Annotated in this window: 18 protein-coding genes and 1 pseudogene; 4 read left to right on the forward strand and 15 right to left on the reverse strand. The window is 73.8% G+C overall.

Annotated features, from left to right (window positions below):
* The 8 genes and pseudogenes from ACK8OX_RS12830 to ACK8OX_RS12865 all read right to left on the reverse strand — a co-directional run.
* A pseudogene (locus ACK8OX_RS12830) lies at nt 1-396 on the reverse strand (nicotinate-nucleotide adenylyltransferase); the annotation flags it as partial.
* Nucleotides 393-1265: a 2-keto-4-pentenoate hydratase gene (locus ACK8OX_RS12835; protein ID WP_430664513.1), complete on the reverse strand. Its 873-nt coding sequence runs from the start codon at nt 1263-1265 to the stop codon at nt 393-395. The pseudogene ACK8OX_RS12830 and the gene ACK8OX_RS12835, both read right to left, overlap by 4 nt.
* An 88-nt stretch (nt 1266-1353) precedes the next feature.
* Nucleotides 1354-2499 (reverse strand): YbfB/YjiJ family MFS transporter, encoded by a 1146-nt coding sequence (locus ACK8OX_RS12840; protein WP_430664515.1) that lies wholly within the window; start codon nt 2497-2499, stop codon nt 1354-1356.
* 70 nt (nt 2500-2569) lie between these two features.
* Nucleotides 2570-3091 (reverse strand): DUF4142 domain-containing protein, encoded by a 522-nt coding sequence (locus tag ACK8OX_RS12845; protein ID WP_430664516.1) that lies wholly within the window; start codon nt 3089-3091, stop codon nt 2570-2572.
* A 61-nt stretch (nt 3092-3152) separates the two neighbouring features.
* The gene (locus tag ACK8OX_RS12850; protein ID WP_430664517.1) at nt 3153-3446 is read right to left on the reverse strand and encodes a PGPGW domain-containing protein; all 294 of its coding nucleotides are present in this window, start codon (nt 3444-3446) and stop codon (nt 3153-3155) included.
* 57 nt (nt 3447-3503) lie between these two features.
* Complete coding sequence (locus ACK8OX_RS12855) at nt 3504-4802, reverse strand: class I SAM-dependent methyltransferase (protein ID WP_430664518.1); 1299 nt, start codon at nt 4800-4802, stop codon at nt 3504-3506.
* 88 nt (nt 4803-4890) lie between these two features.
* On the reverse strand, nt 4891-6336 hold the full coding sequence (gene lpdA / locus ACK8OX_RS12860) for a dihydrolipoyl dehydrogenase (protein ID WP_430664629.1): 1446 nt from the start codon (nt 6334-6336) through the stop codon (nt 4891-4893).
* 28 nt (nt 6337-6364) lie between these two features.
* A complete protein-coding gene (locus ACK8OX_RS12865; protein ID WP_430664519.1) occupies nt 6365-7690 on the reverse strand; it encodes an RsmB/NOP family class I SAM-dependent RNA methyltransferase in 1326 nt (441 codons plus the stop codon).
* Between the two features lie 50 nt (nt 7691-7740).
* Between ACK8OX_RS12865 and ACK8OX_RS12870 the strand changes: the two genes are divergently transcribed.
* Both ACK8OX_RS12870 and ACK8OX_RS12875 read left to right on the forward strand, forming a co-directional pair.
* A complete protein-coding gene (locus ACK8OX_RS12870) occupies nt 7741-9420 on the forward strand; it encodes an ArnT family glycosyltransferase (RefSeq protein WP_430664520.1) in 1680 nt (559 codons plus the stop codon).
* 78 nt (nt 9421-9498) lie between these two features.
* Complete coding sequence (locus tag ACK8OX_RS12875; protein WP_430664521.1) at nt 9499-10101, forward strand: DedA family protein; 603 nt, start codon at nt 9499-9501, stop codon at nt 10099-10101.
* A 10-nt stretch (nt 10102-10111) separates the two neighbouring features.
* Here ACK8OX_RS12875 and ACK8OX_RS12880 read toward each other — a convergent pair whose 3' ends face one another.
* On the reverse strand, nt 10112-10444 hold the full coding sequence (locus ACK8OX_RS12880) for a hypothetical protein (protein WP_430664522.1): 333 nt from the start codon (nt 10442-10444) through the stop codon (nt 10112-10114).
* A 160-nt stretch (nt 10445-10604) separates the two neighbouring features.
* The gene (htpX, locus tag ACK8OX_RS12885; RefSeq protein ID WP_430664523.1) at nt 10605-11579 is read right to left on the reverse strand and encodes a zinc metalloprotease HtpX; all 975 of its coding nucleotides are present in this window, start codon (nt 11577-11579) and stop codon (nt 10605-10607) included.
* Nucleotides 11580-11646: 67 nt separating this feature from the next.
* On the opposite strand from htpX, the gene ACK8OX_RS12890 reads away from it, so the two are divergent.
* The gene (locus ACK8OX_RS12890; RefSeq protein WP_430664524.1) at nt 11647-11952 is read left to right on the forward strand and encodes a DUF1674 domain-containing protein; all 306 of its coding nucleotides are present in this window, start codon (nt 11647-11649) and stop codon (nt 11950-11952) included.
* A 78-nt stretch (nt 11953-12030) separates the two neighbouring features.
* On the opposite strand, the gene ACK8OX_RS12895 is transcribed toward ACK8OX_RS12890, so the two are convergent.
* The 5 genes from ACK8OX_RS12895 to ACK8OX_RS12915 form a co-directional block, all read right to left on the reverse strand.
* Nucleotides 12031-12483 carry a GNAT family N-acetyltransferase gene (locus ACK8OX_RS12895; RefSeq protein ID WP_430664525.1) on the reverse strand — a complete coding sequence of 151 codons (453 nt, stop codon included), beginning with the start codon at nt 12481-12483 and terminating at the stop codon, nt 12031-12033.
* A gap of 80 nt (nt 12484-12563) precedes the next feature.
* On the reverse strand, nt 12564-13325 hold the full coding sequence (locus tag ACK8OX_RS12900) for a competence/damage-inducible protein A (RefSeq protein WP_430664526.1): 762 nt from the start codon (nt 13323-13325) through the stop codon (nt 12564-12566).
* Nucleotides 13326-13382: 57 nt separating this feature from the next.
* Nucleotides 13383-14441: a bifunctional GNAT family N-acetyltransferase/(deoxy)nucleoside triphosphate pyrophosphohydrolase gene (locus ACK8OX_RS12905; protein ID WP_430664527.1), complete on the reverse strand. Its 1059-nt coding sequence runs from the start codon at nt 14439-14441 to the stop codon at nt 13383-13385.
* A 340-nt stretch (nt 14442-14781) separates the two neighbouring features.
* Nucleotides 14782-16020 carry a bifunctional glutamate N-acetyltransferase/amino-acid acetyltransferase ArgJ gene (argJ, locus tag ACK8OX_RS12910; protein ID WP_430664528.1) on the reverse strand — a complete coding sequence of 413 codons (1239 nt, stop codon included), beginning with the start codon at nt 16018-16020 and terminating at the stop codon, nt 14782-14784.
* 62 nt (nt 16021-16082) lie between these two features.
* The gene (locus ACK8OX_RS12915; protein WP_430664529.1) at nt 16083-17009 is read right to left on the reverse strand and encodes a peptidylprolyl isomerase; all 927 of its coding nucleotides are present in this window, start codon (nt 17007-17009) and stop codon (nt 16083-16085) included.
* Between the two features lie 239 nt (nt 17010-17248).
* On the opposite strand from ACK8OX_RS12915, the gene secA reads away from it, so the two are divergent.
* Nucleotides 17249-20002, forward strand: a complete 2754-nt coding sequence (gene secA / locus ACK8OX_RS12920) for a preprotein translocase subunit SecA (protein WP_430664530.1) — start codon at nt 17249-17251, stop codon at nt 20000-20002.
* Nucleotides 20003-20265: the final 263 nt, after the last annotated feature.

A 20265-nucleotide genomic window follows, 5' to 3' on the forward strand; every position in this document is an offset into this window, starting at 1 on the left:
GCGCGCCAGCGTCGCCCAGCGGCGCCAGCGCGGCAGCTGCACCAGGTTGTCGGCGCCGATGACGAAGACGAAGCGCGCGCGCGGGAAGCGCCGGCGCAGCGCCGCCAGCGTCGCCACCGTCTGGCGGGTGCCGAGCGCGGCCTCGATGTCCGTCGCGACGATCCGGCGCCCATCCGCGATCGCCCGCGCCGAGGCGAGGCGCGCGGCCAGCGGCGCCATGCCCGCGCGCGGCTTCAGCGGGTTGCCGGGCGAGACCAGCAGCCAGACCTCGTCCAGCCGCAGCGCGCGCCGCACCGCCTCCGCGACGTGACGGTGGCCGTCATGGGCGGGGTTGAAGCTGCCGCCGAGCAGCCCGATCCGCCGCCGCCGCCGGTCGCCACGCGGGTTGATCGTCACCGGATGCGCACGCTCACGCTGACCGGGCCGGCCGCCAGCCCTTCATAGGTGGCGGTGTAGGTGCGGCCGGCCTGCACCGGCAGCGCCGGCGAGAAGCCGCCGAGGGAGACGTATTCCCCCCCGCGCAGCCGCCGCCCCTGTTCCTTCAGGTCCCGCACCAGCCAGGCCAGCGCCGCCAGCGGATGGCCGAGCAGGACGGAACCCGGGGCGCGGGCCAGTTCGCGCGTGTCATCCGCCAGCACCACCGTCATCGCGGCCAGGCGGCGGGCGAAATCCGGCGTCGCCTCGGCGGGGATCTCCTCCCCCAGCACGCCGTGGCGCGCGCCGACATTGATCGAGACCAGCAACGGCCCGGACCAGGGCGCATCCGCGCCATAGGTCAGGTCCGGCAGTTCGATGAAGGGGATCACCGCGTCGATGTGGCGCAGCAGCGCGACGGGGTCGTCGCCGGCCTCGTTCACGCCCTCGTCGCGGATGCGGACCAGCAGGTCGCTCTCCACCGCGGGGGAGATGCCGAAGCCCGCCGGCAGTTCCGCGCCGGAGCGGTCGCGCAGCGTGCCGTGGAAGATCGCGCCTGCCACCGGATGCGCCACCCCGAAGCGCTGCTGCTCGGCCGGGTTGGTCAGCCCGATCTTCCAGCCCACCTGGTCGCCATAGGGCTGCGCCAGCACCGCAACCAGCCTCTCCCGCGCGCAGAGGGCATCGGCCATGGACAGGCCCGCGGGCGGTGCCGGTGGCGGGCGGCGGTCGAGGATGGCGGCGGCGAGGCGCGCGACCTCCGGCACGGAGGGGCAGGCCGCCAGGGCGGATGCCGCCGGCAGCAGGGCCGCCCCGAAGGCGGCGCCGAGGATGGCGGTCTGGCGGCGCATGTTCCGTCTCTCCCTTCCCGGTGGCATCCTACATCCTGATCCGGTTTCGTGGATCACGCTCCAGCGTTTTCCGGGCGGGCTGCCGCCGTCAGCCGCGGCGGCCGGCCCAGGCGGCGCCGAAGGCCGCCGCGGACAGGGCAAGGCCCGCGCCGAACACCGCCGCATGGCTCTCCCCCGTCGCCGCGAACAGCCCGGCCAGGGCGAAGCCGATGCCGGCCTGCGCCACCGCATAGCCCGCGGTCGCCCGCACCCAGACCACGCCTGCCTGCGCGCCCGCCACTTCCCGCGCGGCGGCGAGCGTGACGGCGGTGGCGCCGATGCCGGCGAAGCCGCCGAGCGGCGCGGCGAGGAACAGCGCCGGCCACCAGGGCGACAACGCCAGGGTGAGCGCGGCGACCTGCGCCGCCATCCACCAGGGCAGCGCCCGCCGCCCGCCGATTCGCCCCGCGATCCGCCCGCCGAGCAGCGTGCCCGCGACGGCGCCCGCGCCGAAGCCCATCCAGGCCAGCGCCCCCGCCTCGATCGGCAGTCCGCGCCCGCGCACCGCGAGATCCGCCAGGTAGACCATCGGCGCCACCATCCCCGCGCCCGACAGGCCATAGGCCAGCAGCAGCCGGCCCGCGCGCGGCACCGCCTGCGCCGCCGTCGCGGCGGGCAGGGCGGGCGGGTCGGGCCAGGCGGGGCGGGCGAGCAGCCAGACCAGCCCGACCCCGGCCGCGAGGCCGAGCCACGCGGCCGGCAGCCCGCCGCGCAGCAGCGGCGGCACCAGCAGCCCCGCCAGGATGATCCCGCCCCCAGCGCCGGCCATCACGATCCCGCCTGCGAGCCCGCGCTGCGCCGGCGCGACGCTGGCCTGCACCGCAGGGCCGGCCAGGGCCATCAGGAACCCGCCCGCGACGCCCGCCAGCCCGCGCCACAGCGTGAACCAGGCCAGCCCCGCATCGAGCGCGCAAGCGGCGAAGGCCACCAGCGCCAGGCCCATCCCGAGGTCGAGCACCCGCGGCACGCCGAGCCGCCCTGCCAGCCCGCGGCCGGCCAGCACGCCCAGCAGGTAGCCGGTGAAGTTGGCCGCCCCCAGCAGCCCCGCCCCGCCGCCATCCACCCAGCCCGCGCCGACCATCGCGGGGAACAGCGGCACATAGGCGAAGCGCGCAAGGCCGACGCCGGCGCAGATCGCGCCCGCGCCGGCCCAGGCGGGGGTCAGGCCGTCATGCGAAGGGCGGCGCGGGGTCACGCCGCCCAGTGTCACGCCTCGGCACGGGGCTGTGTAGCCCCCGCGCCGGTCAGCCCGCGCGCGGCAGCGGTCAGCCCGCGCGCGGCAACTGCAGCGCGCGCGCCATCGCTAGGTGCTGCTCGAGCATGGGCAGCTTGCTCCGCGCGAAGGCGCGCAGCGGCGTCACCTGCGGCTCGGCGTTGGCGAAGGTGCGGAACAGCACGATCGCCTCCTCGTGCGCGTCGATCTGCTGGTCGACATAGGTGCGGTTCAGCAGGTCGCCTTCCGCCGCGCGCAGCGCGTTCAGCAGCGCGACATGCCGCGCATCGAGCGCGGGCGGGTTGCGCTCCGCCGCCTCGGGGATGCTGCGCAGCTCGTTGGTGTTCATCGTGTGGTGCTCGATCATCCGCTGCGCGAATTCGCGGATCTGCGGGTGCTGGCTGCCGATCAGCAGGATGCGGCTGGATTCGATCTCGAACAGGTCGCTGCGTGCGGCCTGGTCGATGAAATTGGCGGCGCCGCTGCCGCCGAGGATGTTCAGCAGCTCCGTCTGCGCGACGGCGGCGGAGGCGGGGACGGCGAAGGCGGTGACCAGCAGGGCACGGCGAAGCATGGCGGCATCTCCCGGGGGGTGGAGGGTTCGTCCCCGGAAACGGCCGGCTTGCGCCGGGGTTTCAGCCGCGGCCGAACAAGCGGCGCGTGCCGCGGCGGAATCCCTCGCCGAAGCCGCGCGAGCGTTCCACCATCCGCGCCTCCATGGATTCCACCCGCGTCACCGCGCCCGGCCAGCGGCTCTCCACCCAGCCCATGCCGCGATGCGCCCAGAGATACTGGTGGCGCAGCACGAACAACCCGAGCGCGAGGAACAGGAAGCCCTGCAGGAAGGGCAGGACCATGCCGACAAGGCCGAGCGTCATCAGCGACCAGCCGGCGACCTTGCGGGAAAGCGAGGGGCGGAACTCCATCATGCCGCGCAGATGGCCCGCCAACCCCCGCGCTGCAACCGCCTTCAGCGATACCAGTCTTCAGCGATACCAGTCGGCCCGCGTCGGCGGCAGGCCCGAGGGGCCGCGTGCGCGGCGCGTCGCCAGCGTCTGGAAGATGCCGACCGTGCCGCGTTCGAAAGCGAGCGCGCAGCCGGCGAGGTACAGCAGCCAGATCTCCGTCCTGGCATGGCCCACTTCCCGCACGGCGGCGTCCCGCTGCGCGTGCAGCCGTTCCGTCCAGGCCCGGCAGGTGCGGCCGTAATGCTCCCGCAGGCCTTCGCAGTCATGGATCTCGAAGCCGTTGCGCTCCATCGAGTCATGCGTGCCGCCGAGGTGGTCGAGCTCGCCGCCCGGAAAGATGTATTTCACCAGCGCCTCGAACTCCGGGCGCTTGCGGCGGAACTCGCGCTCGTTGCGCTTCATCGGGCGCGCGATGGCGTGGTGCAGGTAGGCGCCGCGCGGCCGCAGCCGGTCCCGGATGCCCCTGAAGTAGCCCTCGCGGTTGTCGAGGCCCACGGCCTCGTACATGCCGACGGAGGCGATCCTGTCGAAGGGCGGCGCGTCGAGTTCCCGGAAATCCTTCAGCAGGATCGTCACCCGGTCCTCGAGCCCGAGGCGCTTCACCTTCTCGGTCGCGTAGGCGAACTGCTCCTCGGCCAGGGTCACGCCGGTGGCGTGAACGCCGTAGTTGCGCGCGGCATGGATCACCAGCCCGCCCCAGCCGCAGCCGACATCGAGCATCCGTTCCCCGGGCTGCAGGCGGAGCTTGCGGCAGACGAGGTCGAGCTTGGCGACCTGCGCCTCCTCCAGCGTCGTCCCCGCCTCCGGCCAGTAGGCGCAGGTGTAGACCATCTCGGGGTCGAGGAAGAGCGCGTAGAAGGCGTTGGACAGGTCGTAGTGGAACTTCATCAGCGCCTTGTCGTCGCGCCCCTTGCCGTATTCCGCGGCATCCTCGGGGCCCGCGAAGGCGTGGTTCCCGGCGGCGCCGGCCGGGCCGAACAGGAAGGGCAGCAGCGTGCGCGCGGCCAGCCCCTTGTCGATCTTCCGCAGCAGCCCCCGCCGCCCGCCTTCCGCCCGCGCCGCGAGGTCGAGCAGCGTGCCGCCCTCGATGCCGATGCCGCCGGAGGCGAAGCCCTCGATCAGCGTCGCCAGCCGCGGCCGCCGCACCAGCCGCGTCAGCACGCCCGGGGAGCGGATGGCCACCGCGAGGTCGTTGCGCGCGCCCGCGCCGAGCGGCACCTCCGACCCGTCCCAGAGCCGCAGCACCAGGTCGGCGTCGAGGTGCTGCGCGACGTGCTGCGCAAGGCGCCGGACGGAAGCGGCACGGCTGTCGGTCATCGGCGGGACCCCGTGGAGGAGATGCGGTGGGGCGGCTGGGCCGGCGCGTGGACCACCGGTCATGCCGCCGCGCGCCGGCGCGCGGCGCCTAGATGTGCAGCGGCCGGCCATCCACCGCGAGCGCGGCTTCCTTCACCGCCTCGTTCAGCGAGGGATGCGCGTGGCAGGTCCGCGCCACGTCCTCGGCGCTCGCGCCGAATTCCATGGCGATCGCGATCTCGGCGATCAGCGTGCCGGCATCGGGCCCGATGATGTGCGCGCCGAGCAGGCGGTCCGTCTCCTTGTCGGCGAGGATCTTCACGAAGCCGTCCATGTCGCCCATCGCGCGGGCGCGGCCATTCGCAGTGAAGGGGAACTTGCCGACCTTGTAGGCGACGCCGCGCTGCTTCAGCTGTTCCTCGGTCTCGCCGATCGCGGCGACCTCGGGCCAGGTGTACACGACGCCCGGGACCGTGTTGTAGTCGAGATGCGCGTGCTGGCCGGCCAGGATCTCGGCCACCGCCACGCCTTCCTCCTCGGCCTTGTGGGCCAGCATCGGGCCTGCGATGGCGTCGCCGATGGCGAAGATGCCGGGGATGTTCGTGGCGAAGCGGCCATCCACCTTCACGCGCCCGCGCTCATCCGTCGCGACGCCGACGGCGTCGAGGCCGAGCCCCTCGGTGAAGGCGCGCCGGCCGATGGCGACGAGCACGACATCGGCCTTGATCTCCTCCGCCGCGCCGCCGGCCGCGGGCTCCACCGTCAGCGTCACGCCATCCGCTTCGCGGCGCGCGCCGGTCACCTTGGTCTTGAGCCTGAAGCGGAAGCCCTGCTTGCCCAGCACGCGCTCGAAGGTCCTGGCGATCTCGTTGTCCATGCCGGGGACGAGGCGGTCGAGATACTCCACCACCGTCACCTCCGCGCCGAGGCGGCGCCACACGGAGCCCAACTCCAGCCCGATCACGCCGCCGCCGATGACGACGAGGTGCCCCGGCACCCGGTCCAGCTCCAGCGCGCCGGTGGAGCTGACCACCACCTTCTCGTCCACCTCGACGCCCGGCAACGGGATGCTCTCGCTGCCCGAGGCGATGACGATGTGCTTCGCGTCATAGGCCGTGCCCGCGACCTCGACCTTGCCGGGCGCGACGATCCGGCCCTCGCCCTTCAGCCAGGTGACCTTGTTCTTCCTGAACAGGAACTCGATGCCCTTGACGTTGGCGGCCACCACCTCGGCCTTGCGGGCCTGCATCTTCGCGAGGTCGAGCGAGACCTGCCCGACATTGACGCCGTGGTCGGCCAGCTTGTGCATCGCCTCCTCGAAATGCTCCGAGGATTGCAGCAGCGCCTTCGACGGGATGCAGCCGACGTTCAGGCAGGTGCCGCCGAGCGTCGCGCGCTTCTCCACGCAGGCCACCTTCATGCCGAGCTGCGCCGCGCGGATCGCGCAGACATAGCCGCCCGGGCCTGCGCCGATGACGATGACGTCGAAGCTGTCGGACATGATCTCTTTCCTGCAACGGGCCGGGGCCGGGCGGCAAACTGCCGCGCGCGGCAGCCCCGCGCAAGCCGCCGCCCCGCCGCCCTCAGGCCTTCACGAACCTCGCCGCGAAGAAGCCGTCGAGCCCGCCGCGGTCGGCCCACATGTCGGGCCGCGTGCGCAGCGTGCCGCCTTCGGTCACCGCCTCCGGCAGGCCGGGCAGCTCCTCCGGCCGGATCGGGTCGGGCGTCAGCCCCAGCTCCGCCGCGCGGGCCAGATGGGCCTCCCCCTCCTCCGGCTGGAGCGAGCAGGTGGCCAGCACCAGCCGCCCGCCGGGACGCAGCAGGGCCGCGGCATGTGCCAGCAGCCGGGCCTGCACGGCCGCCATCTGCGCCACGTCCTGCGCGCGCTTCAGGTGGGGGATGTCGGGGTGGCGGCGGACGATGCCGGTCGCGCTGCAGGGCGCATCGAGCAGCGCGGCGTCGAACCCCGCCTCGGCCGGCTGCCAGCCGCCGGCATCGGCCTCCACCGTCTCCGCCGCGAGGCCGAGCCGCGCCAGGTTCTCGGTCAGCCGCGCCAGGCGCTTCGGGTCGCGCTCCACCGCGATGACGCGCGCGCCGGAGGCGGCGAGCTGCGCGGTCTTGCCGCCCGGCGCGGCGCAAAGGTCGACGATCCTCTCCCCCGGCCGGGCATCCAGCAGCCGCGCGGGCAGGGCGGCCGCGGCGTCCTGCACCCAGAAGCGCCCCTCCGCCAGGCCCGGCAGGTCGGCGACGCGCGTGCCGGGCGGCAGGCGCGCGCTGCCGGTCGGCAGCAGCTCCGCCCCCTCGGGCGCGGTGGCGCCGGGCAGCAGGGTGAGGTCGAGCGGCGCGGGGCGGTTGTTGGCGCGGACGATGTCGCGCACCGCCGGCCCATAGGCGGCATGCCAGGCGGCCCAGAGCCAGGCGGGCGTGTCCAGCCGCTCGGCGTCGAGGCCCTCCAGCGCCGCCGGGCCCTCGGTCGCGACCCGGCGCAGCACGGCATTGACCAGCCCCGCGAAGGGGCGCGGCACCACGCCGACCGTCGCGGCCACCGCCGCATGGGCGGGGGTGCCGAGCAGCAGCAGCTCCGCCGCGCCCATCCGCAGCGCGGCCCGCACCGCGGCCGGCGGTTCGCGCCGCAGGAAGGGCTCCAGCACGGCGTCGAGGCTGCCCGACCGGCGCAGCACCGTGGCCGCGATGCGGTGCGCCGCCGAACGGTCCCGCGGCTCGAGCGTGGGGGGCAGCGCGTCGAGCGCCTCCTCCAGCGGGCGGCGGCGTTCGAGGACGGCCGCGAGGAGGGCGAGCGAGGCCTGGCGCGCCGGTGCGCCCGCCACCGGGCGCAGGCCGCCGCCCGGGCGGCTGGTCCCGCCACGGCCGCCGCGCTCGCCGCGTCTATCTGGTGCTGTGTCCGACATGGGTGCGGCTTTATGGTCCCCCGTTGCGGCGCGTGCTAGGGGCGCCGGCGATGCCCCAAGCGCACGACCTCCTCGATCGGCTTCCGGACACGCGCCGCCCTTCGCTATGGCTCGCGATTCTGTGTCTTCTGCTGTGGCTGCCGGGCTTCTTCACCATCCCGCCCGGCGACCGGGACGAAAGCCGCTTCGCCCAGGCCACGCGGCAGATGGTGGAGACGGGCGACTATGTCCGCATCCGCTTCGGCGAGGTGGAGCGGAACAAGAAGCCGGCCGGCATCCACTGGCTGCAGTCCGGCGCCGTGCATGCGCTGGAAGCCGTGGGCATCCCCGCCCGCGCCGGGATCTGGGCCTATCGCATCCCCTCCCTCGCGGGGGCGCTGCTGGCGGTGCTGGCGACCTTCCATGCCGGACGGATGCTGGTGGGGCGGCGGGCCGCCTTCCTGGGCGCGGCGATGCTGGCGGGCTGCTTCGTGCTGGCGATCGAGACCCACATCGCCAAGACCGACGCTGTGCTGCTGGCGACCGTGGTCGTGGCGATGGGGCTGATGGGCCGAGCCTACCTGGCGCCCGCCACCTTCACCGCCCGGCAGGCAGCCTGGTTCTGGCTGGTGCTGGGCGGGTCGGTGCTCATCAAGGGGCCGATCGGGCCGGCGGTGCCGTTGCTGGCGGGGCTGACGCTGGCGGCGGCCGACCGGGCCTGGCGCAACGGCGCGCCCTGGCTGCGCGCGCTGCGCCCGGCCTGGGGGGTGCCGCTGATGCTGGCGGCGGCCGCGCCCTGGTTCGTCGCAGTCAGCATCGCCACGGAAGGGCGCTTCATCACCGATGCGCTGGGCGGCGACATGCTGGGCAAGGTCGGCGGCGCGGACGAGAACCACTGGGGGCCGCCGGGCTACTACCTGGCGACCTTCGGGCTGTCGGCCTTCCCGGCCGCCTTCCTGGTGCTGCGGGCGCTGCCCGGCGCCTGGGCGGACCGGCTGCAGCCCTCCACGCGCTTCCTGCTCGCCTGGGCGGTGCCGGTCTGGCTGCTGTTCGAGGCGGTGACGACGAAGCTGCCGCACTACTCGCTGCCGGCCTTCCCGGCGCTGATGCTGCTGGCCGCGGCCTGGGCGCTGGACCCGCTGCGCCGCGCCCCGCCGCGCTGGCTGGCCGTGCTGTCCTCCGCCGGGCTGACGGCGGCGGCGCTGGGCCTGGCGGCGGCGGCGGCGGCGCTGCCGGTGCTGGCGGACCACCGGCTGTCGCCCGTCGCGCTGCTGGCGCTGCCGGCGGCGGCGCTGCTGGTCTGGGCCACCCTGCGCGAGATGCGGCGCGGGCAGCCGGCGCGGGCCGCGCTGGCGGCGGTGCTGCTGGCGGTGCCGCTGAACTGGGTGGTGCTGGAAGGCGTGCTGCCGCGCCTGACGGCGCCCTGGATCTCGCCGCGGCTGGAGGCGCTGGTGCGCCAGGCCGACCCGGCGATCACGGATGAGAGATTCGGCATCGCCGGCTACCACGAGCCTTCCCTGATGTTCGCGCTCGGGGCCGAGATCCGGCTGCTGCGGGACGGGGCGGAGGCGGCGCGCTTCCTGGCCGGCGGCCCGGGGCGGCTGGTGGCGGTGGCGGACCGGCAGGAACGGGGCTTCCGCGAGGAGGCCGCGGCCCTCGGCCTCGCGCCGCGCGACCATGGGATGGTGGAGGGCTTCAACTATTCCCGCGGGCGCCGGGTGGCGATCGCGGTCTACGGGGCCGGCGGATGACGCGGCGCCTTGCCGCGGCCCCGCGACGGCCGGGATGAACGACACACCGGCGCGCCGGGCGCCTGAAGGACGGGAACGATGATCGAATGGGTGACGGGCGTGGTCGCCGCGGGCGGCTGGCCGGGCGTGCTGGCGCTGATGTTCCTGGAAAACCTGTTCCCGCCCATCCCGTCCGAGGTGATCATGCCGCTGGCCGGCTTCGCGGCGGCGCGGGGCCAGATGTCGCTGGTGCTGGCGATCGTGGCGGGCATCGCGGGCACGCTGCTGGGCAATGCGGTGTGGTTCGAAGTGTCGCGCGCCATCGGGGCCGCGCGCATCAAGCCTCTCTTCGCGCGCTACGGCCGCTGGTTCGCGGTGGACGACAAGGACTTCGAGAAGGCGGAGGCGACGCTGCGGAAGCACGGCCCGGTGGCGCTGTTCTTCGGGCGGCTGCTGCCGGGCATCCGCACCGTCATCTCGATCCCCGCCGGGCTGATCCGCATCCCGCGCCACGTCTTCTACCTGTGGACCGCCCTCGGCAGCACCGTCTGGACCTGCTTCCTGGCGCTGGCCGGCTACTGGATGGAGGACCACTACGACCGCGTGGCGGGCTGGCTGGAGCCGCTGTCCTATGTCGTGCTCGCCGGCATCGTCGGCACCTATGCCTGGCACATCTGGAGGACGCGGGTGCGGAAGGCCTGACGCCGGCGGTTCAGCGGCGCCGCGCCCGCACGGGCACCGGCGCCAGCACCGGCACGCCGGTGCCGCGGCGCGGGTGGCGGGGGCGGTCGTCTGCGCTGGCCAGCAGCATCGTCGCGGCGCCGATCTGCACGCCGCCGAAGGTGAGGCCGGCGAAGAACCACAGCACCACCGCGGGCCACCAGTGCCCGGCGCCTTCCAGCAGCAGCCGGCGCGCATCGCCGGGGTCCGCCGCCAGCAGCGCGCCGACCAGCAGCGCCGACAGCACGAAGCCGACCGCGCCGTTCCTCAGCAGGAAGCGCACAGGCTCCGGCAGGCGGCGCCACGGCGCGACGAATGGGGGCATCCTTCTGTTCCTTCCCGGCAGCAGGCCATCCACCGGGGCCGCGCGGCGGGCGGGAACGGCCCTTCCGTCCCGATCCGGCATCGCGGCCCGACCTCGCTGCATCAACGAGGCCGGGTGCGGCTGGCTGCACGGCGGCGGCGAAAAAACCGCCGGCCCGCGGTCAGCCCCAGGGGTTGCGGCGGCCGCTCCAGGGCCCCGGCTGCGCCGCGCCGCCCGCCGACCACGGCCCGCCCCGGTGCGCCGGGGCGACCTGCCGGGGCGCCGCGATGCCCCCTGGCGGCCCCATCCGCGCGGCCAGGTCTTCCAGCGCGGCGATGCGGTTCGCGGTGGCGGGATGGGTCGAGAACAGCCCGTCCATCCGCAGCCCCGACAGCGGGTTGACGATGAACATGTGCGCGGTCGCCGGATTGGCCTCCGCCGCCTGGTTCACGCGGCCCTGCTTGTACTGCTCCAGCCGCGCGAGGGCGGAGGCGAGGCCGAGCGGATCGCCCGCGATCTCCGCGCCCGCGCGGTCGGCCTCGTATTCTCGGCCGCGGCTGATGGCGAACTGCACGATCATCGCGGCGACCGGCGCCAGCACCACCAGCAGGATCGCGCCGATCGGGCCGAAGGGGCTCTGCCGCCCGCTGGAATCGCGCCCGCCGAACAGGAAGCCGAACTGCGCCAGCATGCCGATGGCGCCCGCGATCGTCGCCGTCATGGTCATGATCAGCGTGTCGCGGTTGCGGATATGCGCCAGCTCATGCGCGATGACGCCCGCCACCTCCCGCTCCTCCATCATGTCGAGCAGGCCGGTGTTGACCGCAACCGCCGCGCGGTCCGGGCTGCGGCCGGTGGCGAAGGCGTTGGGCTGGTCCTCATGGATGACGTAGAGCGCGGGGGTGGGGATGCCGGCGCGCGCGGCCAGCGCCGCCGTCAACTCATAGAGGCGCGGCGCGTCGGCCGGCCCGATCGGCTGGGCGTTGTGCATGCCGAGCACGACGCGGTCGCTGTTCCACCAGGCGAACAGGTTGGTGCCGCAGGCCAGCAGGAAGGCCAGCACCATGCCCTGCCGCCCGCCGATGACGAAGCCGACGCCGACGAACAGCGCCGTCAGCCCGGCCAGCAACACCGCCGTGCGCAGATACCCGCCCATGCCGCTTCTTCGCCCCTTCCCGCGCCGGACCCTGCGACAACCGCCCGGGACGCCCTACATGTGGCGCATGACCGACGCGAACAACCCGGGCGGTTCCGCCCTTCCCGGCGGCCTGCTGGCGCAGCAGCTGCCGATCCCCCCCGCCAACCCGCCCGGCGCCCCGCCCGGCATCCCGGTGCCGGAGCCCGACCCGGCGCCGATCCAGCCGCCGCCCGACAACGACATGCCCCTGCCCGGCGACCCCCCGCCGCCCCCCGTCGGCGACCCGCCCGCCGAGGCGCCGATGCGCCTGAAGGAACTCGGCGGCCCCGCCGGGCCCGAGCCGACGCGCTATGGCGACTGGGAGAGGAAGGGGCGCGTCAGCGACTTCTGAAGGGGGTAGGCGCCGCGGCGGCGCACAAGGCGGGCGGAGGGTCGGCGCGTGGCCGCCGAAGCTGATGAGGCCGGGCGCTCAGGCGAGGCGCCTGGCCATGTGGACCCGGCGCAGCCCTCTCTCCCCCGCCCTGTGCGTCTCCCGGTAGCCCATGCGGGAATAGAGCCCGATGTTCCCGGTCATGGCCTCGTTCGTGTAGAGCCTGATCGAGGTGTAGCCCGCGTCGCCCGCAGTTCGCCCCGCGAATTCCAGCATCCTGCGGCCCAGGCCCGATCCCTGTGCGGCCGGGGCGACGGCCACGTTGTCCAGCAGCATCGCATCGTCCTGCGGGATGAGCACGAGGACGCCCTGCACGACGCCGTCGCGCTCCACCACATGCACGCGGCCTTCGTCGATCAGGGCGCCTTGGTCGTCGAGCATCGGCCCCGGTTCCCGCCCGATGCGGGGCACGTCGGGGGCGTAGGCGGCCCGGACGATCTCCTCGACCGCCTGCAGGTCGCGTCGGGTCGCTGGCCGGGGGGCGTGCTGCATGGCGCCATGCTGCCGCAACCGGCGGGTGGAGTGAATGTCGGCCAGGGGTGGCCGACGTCGGGATGCCCGTGGCGGCGCCCCTACTGCGCCGGCTCGCCCTGCACCGGCTTGCCGCCGATGGCGCGCAGCAGCGTCGTGATGTCGCGCGCGGCACCCTCCACCGCCTCGGTGTCGGTGCCCTTGGCCACCAGCGCGACCCCGCCGCCGCCCATGCGGTAGTAGGGGTAGCTGCCGATGTCGAGGTCGGGCCAGCGCGCCTGGATCGCGGCCAGCCCTTCCGCGATGCGGCCCTCCATCACGCCGTCGGCGTGGACGGTGCGGGACGCCACCGGCGGGCCGCCATGGAGCGAGGGCGCCAGCGCCTCGAACATCGCCTGCATGATGCGCGGCACGCCCGCCATCACATGCACGTTGCCGATGGTGAAGCCCGGCGCGATGGAGATGGCGTTGTCGATCAGCGCCGCGCCGCGCGGCATGGTGGCCATGCGCTGGCGCGCGGCGTTGAACTCGCCGGGCTTGTAGTGCCGCTCGAGCCGCGCCCAGGCCTCGGGCTGCGGCTCCCACGGCACGCCGAAGGCGGCGGCGACGCATTCGCTGGTGATGTCGTCATGCGTCGGGCCGATGCCGCCCGTGGTGAAGACGTGGTCGAAGCGCGCGCGCACCTCGTTCAGCGTCGCGACGATGGTCTCCCGCAGGTCGGGGATGACGCGCGCCTCCCGCAGGGGGATGCCGATCTCGCCCAGGCGGGTCGCCAGGAAGCGGATGTTGGCGTCCTGCGTCCGGCCCGAGAGCACCTCGTTGCCGATGACCAGCAGGCAGGCGATGGGGGAGCGTTCGGTCATGCGGGGTCGTCCACGACGGGGAAGGGGGCGGAGCGTGCCCGGGACATGCGGGAGCCGCTACAGGAAATCCCGCAGCAGCGCGACCAGCGGCCGGTCGGCCGGCGGCATCGGGTAGTCCGCCAGCTTCTGCGGTCGCACCCAGGCCAGCGCCTGGCCTTCCACCGGCGTCACCGGCCCACCCCAGCGCCGGCAGAGATAGAGCGGCATCAGCAGGTGGAACGCCTCGTAGGGGTGGGAGGCGAAGGCGAAGGGGGCGAGGCAGCTTTCCGCCACGTCGATCGCCAGCTCCTCCTTCAGCTCGCGGATCAGCGCGGCTTCCGGCGTCTCGCCGGGGTTCACCTTGCCGCCCGGGAATTCCCACAGCCCCGCCAGGGGCTTGCCTTCCGGCCGGCGGGCCAGCAGCACGCGGCCGTCGGGGTCGATCAGCGCGCAGGCGGCGACCAGCAGCATCCGCCGGCCCGGCGGCCCTTCCGCGGCGGCCGGCGCGGCGGGGGCGGCATCGGCCACCAGGTCGGCGCGCGTCATCTCCGCGAGCCGCACCGGCATGGCCCGCCCGCGCGACAGGAAGTCGCGCTCGCCCTCGCCGATGTCGCGGAAGCCGATGCGCCGCAGCACGGCCTGGCTGCGCGCATTCTCCACCAGCGCGGAGGCGACGAGCTTCGTCACGTCGAGATTCGCCAGCGCCCAGCGCGCCAGCCGCCCCGCCGCCTCGGGCGCGACGCCATGCCCCCAGAAGCGCCGCCCGACCCAGTAGCCGAGTTCGGCCTGCTTCGTCGCGGGGTCGAGCGTGAGGCCGACGCAGCCGACCAGCACCTCGCGCTCATCCGGCGTGCCGGCCTGTTCCAGCCCGGTGATGGCCAGGTGCCAGGCCCGCCCCTCAGCCAGCTCGACGCGGGTGGAGGCGATCCATTCGTCGGCGAGTTCGCGGGGGTAGGGAAAGGGGACACGAGCCAGCGTCTTCGCCACCTCCCAGTCATTCACCAGCCGGTGCAGTTCCGCCGCATCCTCGGCCCGCAGGGGCCGCAGCGTCAGGCGTTCGGTGCGGAGCGGCTGGAAGGGCGGCGGGGCGAGGGGATCGACCTCCACCCCTTCCCCCGCGCGGTCAGCGGCGGGCATGGGTGCGGCACCTGCTGTCCCGGCCGGCGCCGTCCCGCGCCATGCCCGCATGATGAGACGAAAGGGCCAAGCTCCGCTGCTCCGTTCGTGCCGCGCCGCCCCGCCCGCGATCGGCCCCCGTCCTGCGAACCGGGGGGCGGGCAGGGCGGCGGGCGCGGATCGCCGGGCCGGGGAAGGCCGGGCCGGTGTCGCCCCCGGTCACGGGGCGGGGACGGTCTAGGCGATTCGGTCCGTGCCGGTAATCCCCGGCTGGCGAAGTGCTGACCCGCGGCGGGCGAGACGGACCGGGGCCGCGCCCCGCGCCGCCATGCCGCGCGCCGGGCAGGCGCCCCGGCCGGGATCAGGACCGGTAGCTGCCGTTGATGTCGATGTAGCCATGCGTGAGGTCGCAGGTCCAGGCGGTGGCCTTGCCGCGGCCGAGGCCGAGATCGACCTCCACATGCACCTCCCGCCCCTTCATGTGGGCGACCACCGGGCCTTCGTCGTAGCCGTCCACCACGCCGCCTTCCCGCGCCATCCAGGTGCCGCCGACGGCGACCGAGAGCAGGTCGCGGTCCGCCGGTTCCCCCGCCTTGCCGACGGCCATGACGATGCGGCCCCAGTTCGCGTCCTCCCCCGCGATCGCGGTCTTCACCAGGGGGGAGTTGGCGATCGACATGGCGACGCGGTGCGCCGACCTGGCGGAGACGGCGCCGGTGACGTCGATGCGGATGAGCTTCTGCGCCCCTTCCCCGTCGCGCGCGACCATCAGGGCCAGGTCCATCAGCACCTCGTGCACCGCGCGGGTGAAGTCCCGCAGCATCGGGCCGCCTTCGGCCGGCACGCGGGGGTGCTTCGCGCTGCCGGTCGCGAACAGCAGCACGGTGTCGCTGGTCGAGGTGTCGGAATCGACGGTGACGCAGTTGAAGGACCGGTCGGTGCCCTTGGCCAGGATCTTCTGCAGCGCGCCCGCCGGGATCTTCGCGTCGGTCGCCAGGAAGCACAGCATCGTCGCCATGTCGGGCGCGATCATGCCGCTGCCCTTGGCGATGCCGCTGACCGTCACCGTCGTGTCGCCGATGCGCGCGGTGCGGGTGGCGCCCTTGGGGAAGGTGTCGGTCGTCATGATGGCGCGGGCCGCGCCTTCCCAGCCGTCATCCGCCAGCGCGCCGAACAGGCCGGGCAGGGCGGCGGTCAGCTTCTCGGTCGGCAGGCGTTCGCCGATGACGCCGGTGGAGGCGAGGAAGACCTCGCCGGGCTTGCAGCCCGCAAGCTCCGCCATGGCCTTCGCGGTCTGCGCGCAGGTCTCGCGCCCCGCCTTGCCGGTGAAGACGTTGGAATTGCCGGCGGTGACCACCAGCGCGCGGGCGCGGCCGCCCTTCAGCGCGCCCCGGCACCAGTCCACCGGCGCGCCGGGGCACTTGTTCCTGGTGAACACCCCCGCCACCGTGGTGCCGGCCGGGAAGACCATCATCGTCACGTCCTCCCGCGCCTTGTAGCGGATGCCCGCCTGCGCGGAGCCGAGCCGCACGCCCGCCACCGGCGGCAGCGCCGGCAGCGGCAGCGCGAGCGGGGAGACGGGAAGGTCCTTGCCAGCCATGGGGATCCGGTCCGGTTGTCAGCGATGGGGGCCGCGGCGATGCGCGGATGGGCGGGGCGGGGTCAGCGGCGCGGCCCCGCCGGCGCGGCCGCCGGCGGGGCCGCGCCGTCGAGCAGCGAGGGCGGGCGCGGGGCGCTGCCGTCGAGGTTGAAGCGTTCCACGCGCGCGCCGGCGCGGATGCGTTCCACCGTCGCGTTCACCCCCTCCTCGAAGGCGGTCTGGCGCAGGCCCTCGCGCGCTTCCTCGAAGGAGGGCGGGGCGACGGCGCGGCGCTCCTCCACGCGGATGACGTGCCAGCCGAACTGGGTGCGGACCGGGTTCTGGCTGATCTCGCCCGGGCGCATCGCGAAGGCGGCCTCGGCGAATTCGGGGATCATGTCGCCGCGCTTGAAGAAGCCGAGGTCGCCCCCCTCGCGCGAGCCGGGGCCGGTGGAGCGGCGGCGCGCCACCTCGGCGAAGTCGGCGCCGGGGCGCCGCGCCTCGGCCAGCGCGGCGCGGGCCTCCTGTTCGCTCGGCACCAGGATGTGGCGGGCGCGGATCTCCTCCTCCGCCGGGCGGGTGGCGGCCTCGCGCTGGAAGCGGGCGCGCAGCGCCTCCTCGGTCAGCATCGGCGCGATCTCGCGCGTGATGAGGGCCTGCTGCAGCGCCTCCTCCTCCGCGCGGCGGATGCGGGCGGCCACCTCGGCGTCGCGGTCGAGGCCCTGGGCGCGGGCGGCGGCGACGATCGCCTTCTGGGTGATCATCTGGTCGAGCAGCAGGGGGAACAGCATCTGCGGCGGCATCCCGCGCAGTTCCTCCGGCAGGCGCGCCGCCTCGGCCTGGAGGTCGGCGAGGCGGATCTCGATCCCCTCCACCCGCGCGACCACGGGGTTCCCGGCCGCCGGCGTGGCAGGGGCGGTCTCGGCGGGCGGCGCGGAGGCGGGGGCCTGGGCGAGCGCGAGGCCGGCCGGCAGCAGCAGGGCGGCAAGCAGCAGGGCCGGACGGCGCATGGGGGCATCCTTCGACGAAGGCGCGGAACATGGCCGAAGGGGACGGGGGCGACAAGGCACCGGGCCCCGGCCGGCAGGCTCGCGTTGACGGGGCGGGGCGGCCCGCCTATCTACCGCCTGCCGCGCCGCCGCCGGCACGGGCCTCCTCCTGGCCGGCCGCGCCCCCGTTCCCCGGGCCCGCGCCACCCGTCCTCCGGGCGGGCCTCCGGCGCCGCGTCGGCCGGAGAAGACCACAGCAGATGTTCCAACGCCTCGTCCGCGCCTTCCTCGGCACCTCGAACGACCGCGCTCTCAAGCGATACCGCGCGCGCGTGCCCGCGATCAACGCGCTGGAGCCGGCGCTGGCCGCGCTGTCGGACGATGCGCTGCGCGCCCGCACCGATGAGTTCCGCAGCCAGGTGGCGGCGGGCAAGAGCCTCGACGACATCCTGCCCGACGCCTTCGCCACCGTGCGCGAGGCGGCGCGCCGCGTGCTCGGCATGCGGCATTTCGATGTGCAGATGATCGGCGGCATGGTCCTGCACGACGGCCGCATCGCCGAGATGAAGACCGGCGAGGGCAAGACGCTGGTCGCCACCCTGCCGGTCTACCTGAACGCGCTGTCGGGCAGGGGCGTGCATGTCGTCACCGTGAACGACTACCTGGCGAAGCGCGACGCGGAATGGATGGGGCGGATCTACCGCTTCCTCGGCCTGACCACCGGCGTGATCGTCCACGGCCTGACGGACGAGGAACGCCGCGCCGCCTATGCCGCCGACGTCACCTACGGCACCAACAACGAGTTCGGCTTCGACTACCTGCGCGACAACATGAAGTACCGCCTGGACGAGATGGTCCAGCGCGACTTCAACTTCGCGATCGTCGACGAGGTCGACAGCATCCTGGTGGACGAGGCGCGCACGCCGCTCATCATCTCCGGCCCGACCGACGACACGTCGGAGCTGTACAACCGCGTCAACGCGGTGATGGCGGAGCTGGTGAAGGACAAGGCGCTCTACGAGAAGGACGAGAAGTTCAAGACCGTCCACCTGGTGGAAGCCGGCACCGAGCGGCTGGAGGAGATGCTGCGCGAGGCCGGGCTGCTCGAGGAGGGCGGCCTCTACGACATCCAGAACGTCACCCTGGTCCACCACGCGCAGCAGTCGCTGCGCGCGCATGTGCTGTTCACGCGGGACGTGGACTACATCGTCAAGAAGGTCACCGAATACGGCGTGACCCAGGACAAGGTCATCATCATCGACGAGTTCACCGGCCGCATGATGGAAGGCCGCCGCTATTCCGACGGCCTGCACCAGGCGCTGGAGGCGAAGGAAGGCGTGCCGGTCCAGCCGGAGAACCAGACGCTCGCCTCCATCACCTTCCAGAACTACTTCCGCCTTTACCCCAAGCTGGCCGGCATGACCGGCACGGCCGCGACCGAGGCCGACGAGTTCGCCGAGATCTACAAGCTGGAAGTGGTCGAGATCCCGACCAACGTGCCGGTCGCGCGCATCGATTCCGACGACGAGGTCTACAAGACCGCGCGCGAGAAATACGACGCGGTGATCGCGCTGATCGACGAGGCGCGGCAGAAGGGCCAGCCCGTGCTGGTCGGCACCACCAGCATCGAGAAGTCGGAACTGATCGCCGGCCTGCTGAAGGCGCGGAAGATCCCCCACCAGGTGCTGAACGCCCGCTACCACGAGCAGGAGGCCGGCATCATCGCCCAGGCCGGCCGCCCCGGCGCGGTGACCATTGCCACCAACATGGCCGGGCGCGGCACGGACATCCAGCTCGGCGGCAACGCCGACATGATCGCGCGCGCCGAGATCGGCAACGCCGACAGCCCCGAATACGACGCGGCCCTTGCCCGCCACCGGGCCGAGGTCGAGACGGTGCGCCCGAAGGTGAAGGAGGCCGGCGGCCTGCTGGTCATCGGCACCGAGCGGCACGAGAGCCGGCGCATCGACAACCAGCTGCGCGGCCGGTCCGGCCGCCAGGGCGACCCGGGCGCGAGCCGCTTCTTCCTGTCCCTCGAGGACGACCTGATGCGCATCTTCGGGTCCGACCGCATGGGCGGGATGCTGGAGAAGCTCGGCCTGAAGGAAGGGGAGGCGATCGTCCACCCCTGGATCAACAAGGCGCTGGAGAAGGCGCAGAAGAAGGTCGAGGCGCGGAACTTCGACACGCGCAAGAACCTGCTGAAATACGACGACGTCATGAACAACCAGCGCCGCGAGGTCTATGCGCAGCGCAAGGCGTTCATGACCGCCGACGACGTCGCCGAGACGGTGGCCGAGATGCGGCGCGAGACCATCGGCGGCATGATCGACAAGGCGATCCCCGAGAACGCCTACCCCGAGCAGTGGGACCTGGCCGGGCTGCAGGAGAAGGTGCTGACCACCCTCGGCCTCGACCTGCCCGTCGCCGACTGGGCGCGGGAGGAGGGGATCGACGAGACGCAGGTGCGCGAGCGGCTGGAGAAGGCGGCGGAGGAGGCCTATGCGGCGCGCGTCGCCAATATCGGCCCCGACCTGATGCGCATGGTGGAGAAGAGCCTGCTGCTGCAGATCTTCGACGCGCAGTGGAAGGAACACCTCCTTGCCCTCGACCACCTGCGCCAGGGCATCGGGCTGCGCGCCTATGGCCAGCGCGACCCGCTGAACGAGTACAAGAGCGAGGCCTTCAACCTGTTCAACGCCATGCTCGCCGAATTGCGGGAGCGGGTGACGAGCGTGCTGATGCGCATCGATGTCCGCCCCGACGCCCCGCCGCCGATGCCGGAGCCGGTGCGCGTGACCGACATGCGGCACGACGCGCCGGCTTCCGAGCTGGAATACGCCGATGCCGGCCCGCCGCCCGAATACGGCTCCGCCACCCAGGCGGCACGCCAGCCGCTGGTGGCGTCCGAGGTCGATCCCAACGACATGACCACCTGGGACCGCACCCCCCGCAACGCACCCTGCCCCTGCGGGTCGGGGAAGAAGTACAAGCACTGCCACGGGCGGGGGTAGGTCGCGCGGCCTGGCAGGGGCGGGCGGCACCGCCGCCAGCCTCATGTGATACTCCATAGCGGCCGCAGCCTGCCGTGATCGTCGTCTTTCGCCCCCCGATCCAGGCGGGGGAAGGGGGTGATGAGGTCGGGCATTGCGCGGGCGGCCCATCGCTGCGCGACCCATCCGCCCCCTGCCGTTCCGGCCGGGTCATGGACAAGGGACGCGCCGGTTTCGTAATGTTTCCTCGCTGCGCCGGCTGCCGCCCCGGCACGTCCGCGCAG

Origin of the sequence: Falsiroseomonas sp. CW058 (assembly GCF_050563535.1) — a bacterium.
In the GTDB taxonomy this organism is placed as follows: domain Bacteria; phylum Pseudomonadota; class Alphaproteobacteria; order Acetobacterales; family Acetobacteraceae; genus Falsiroseomonas.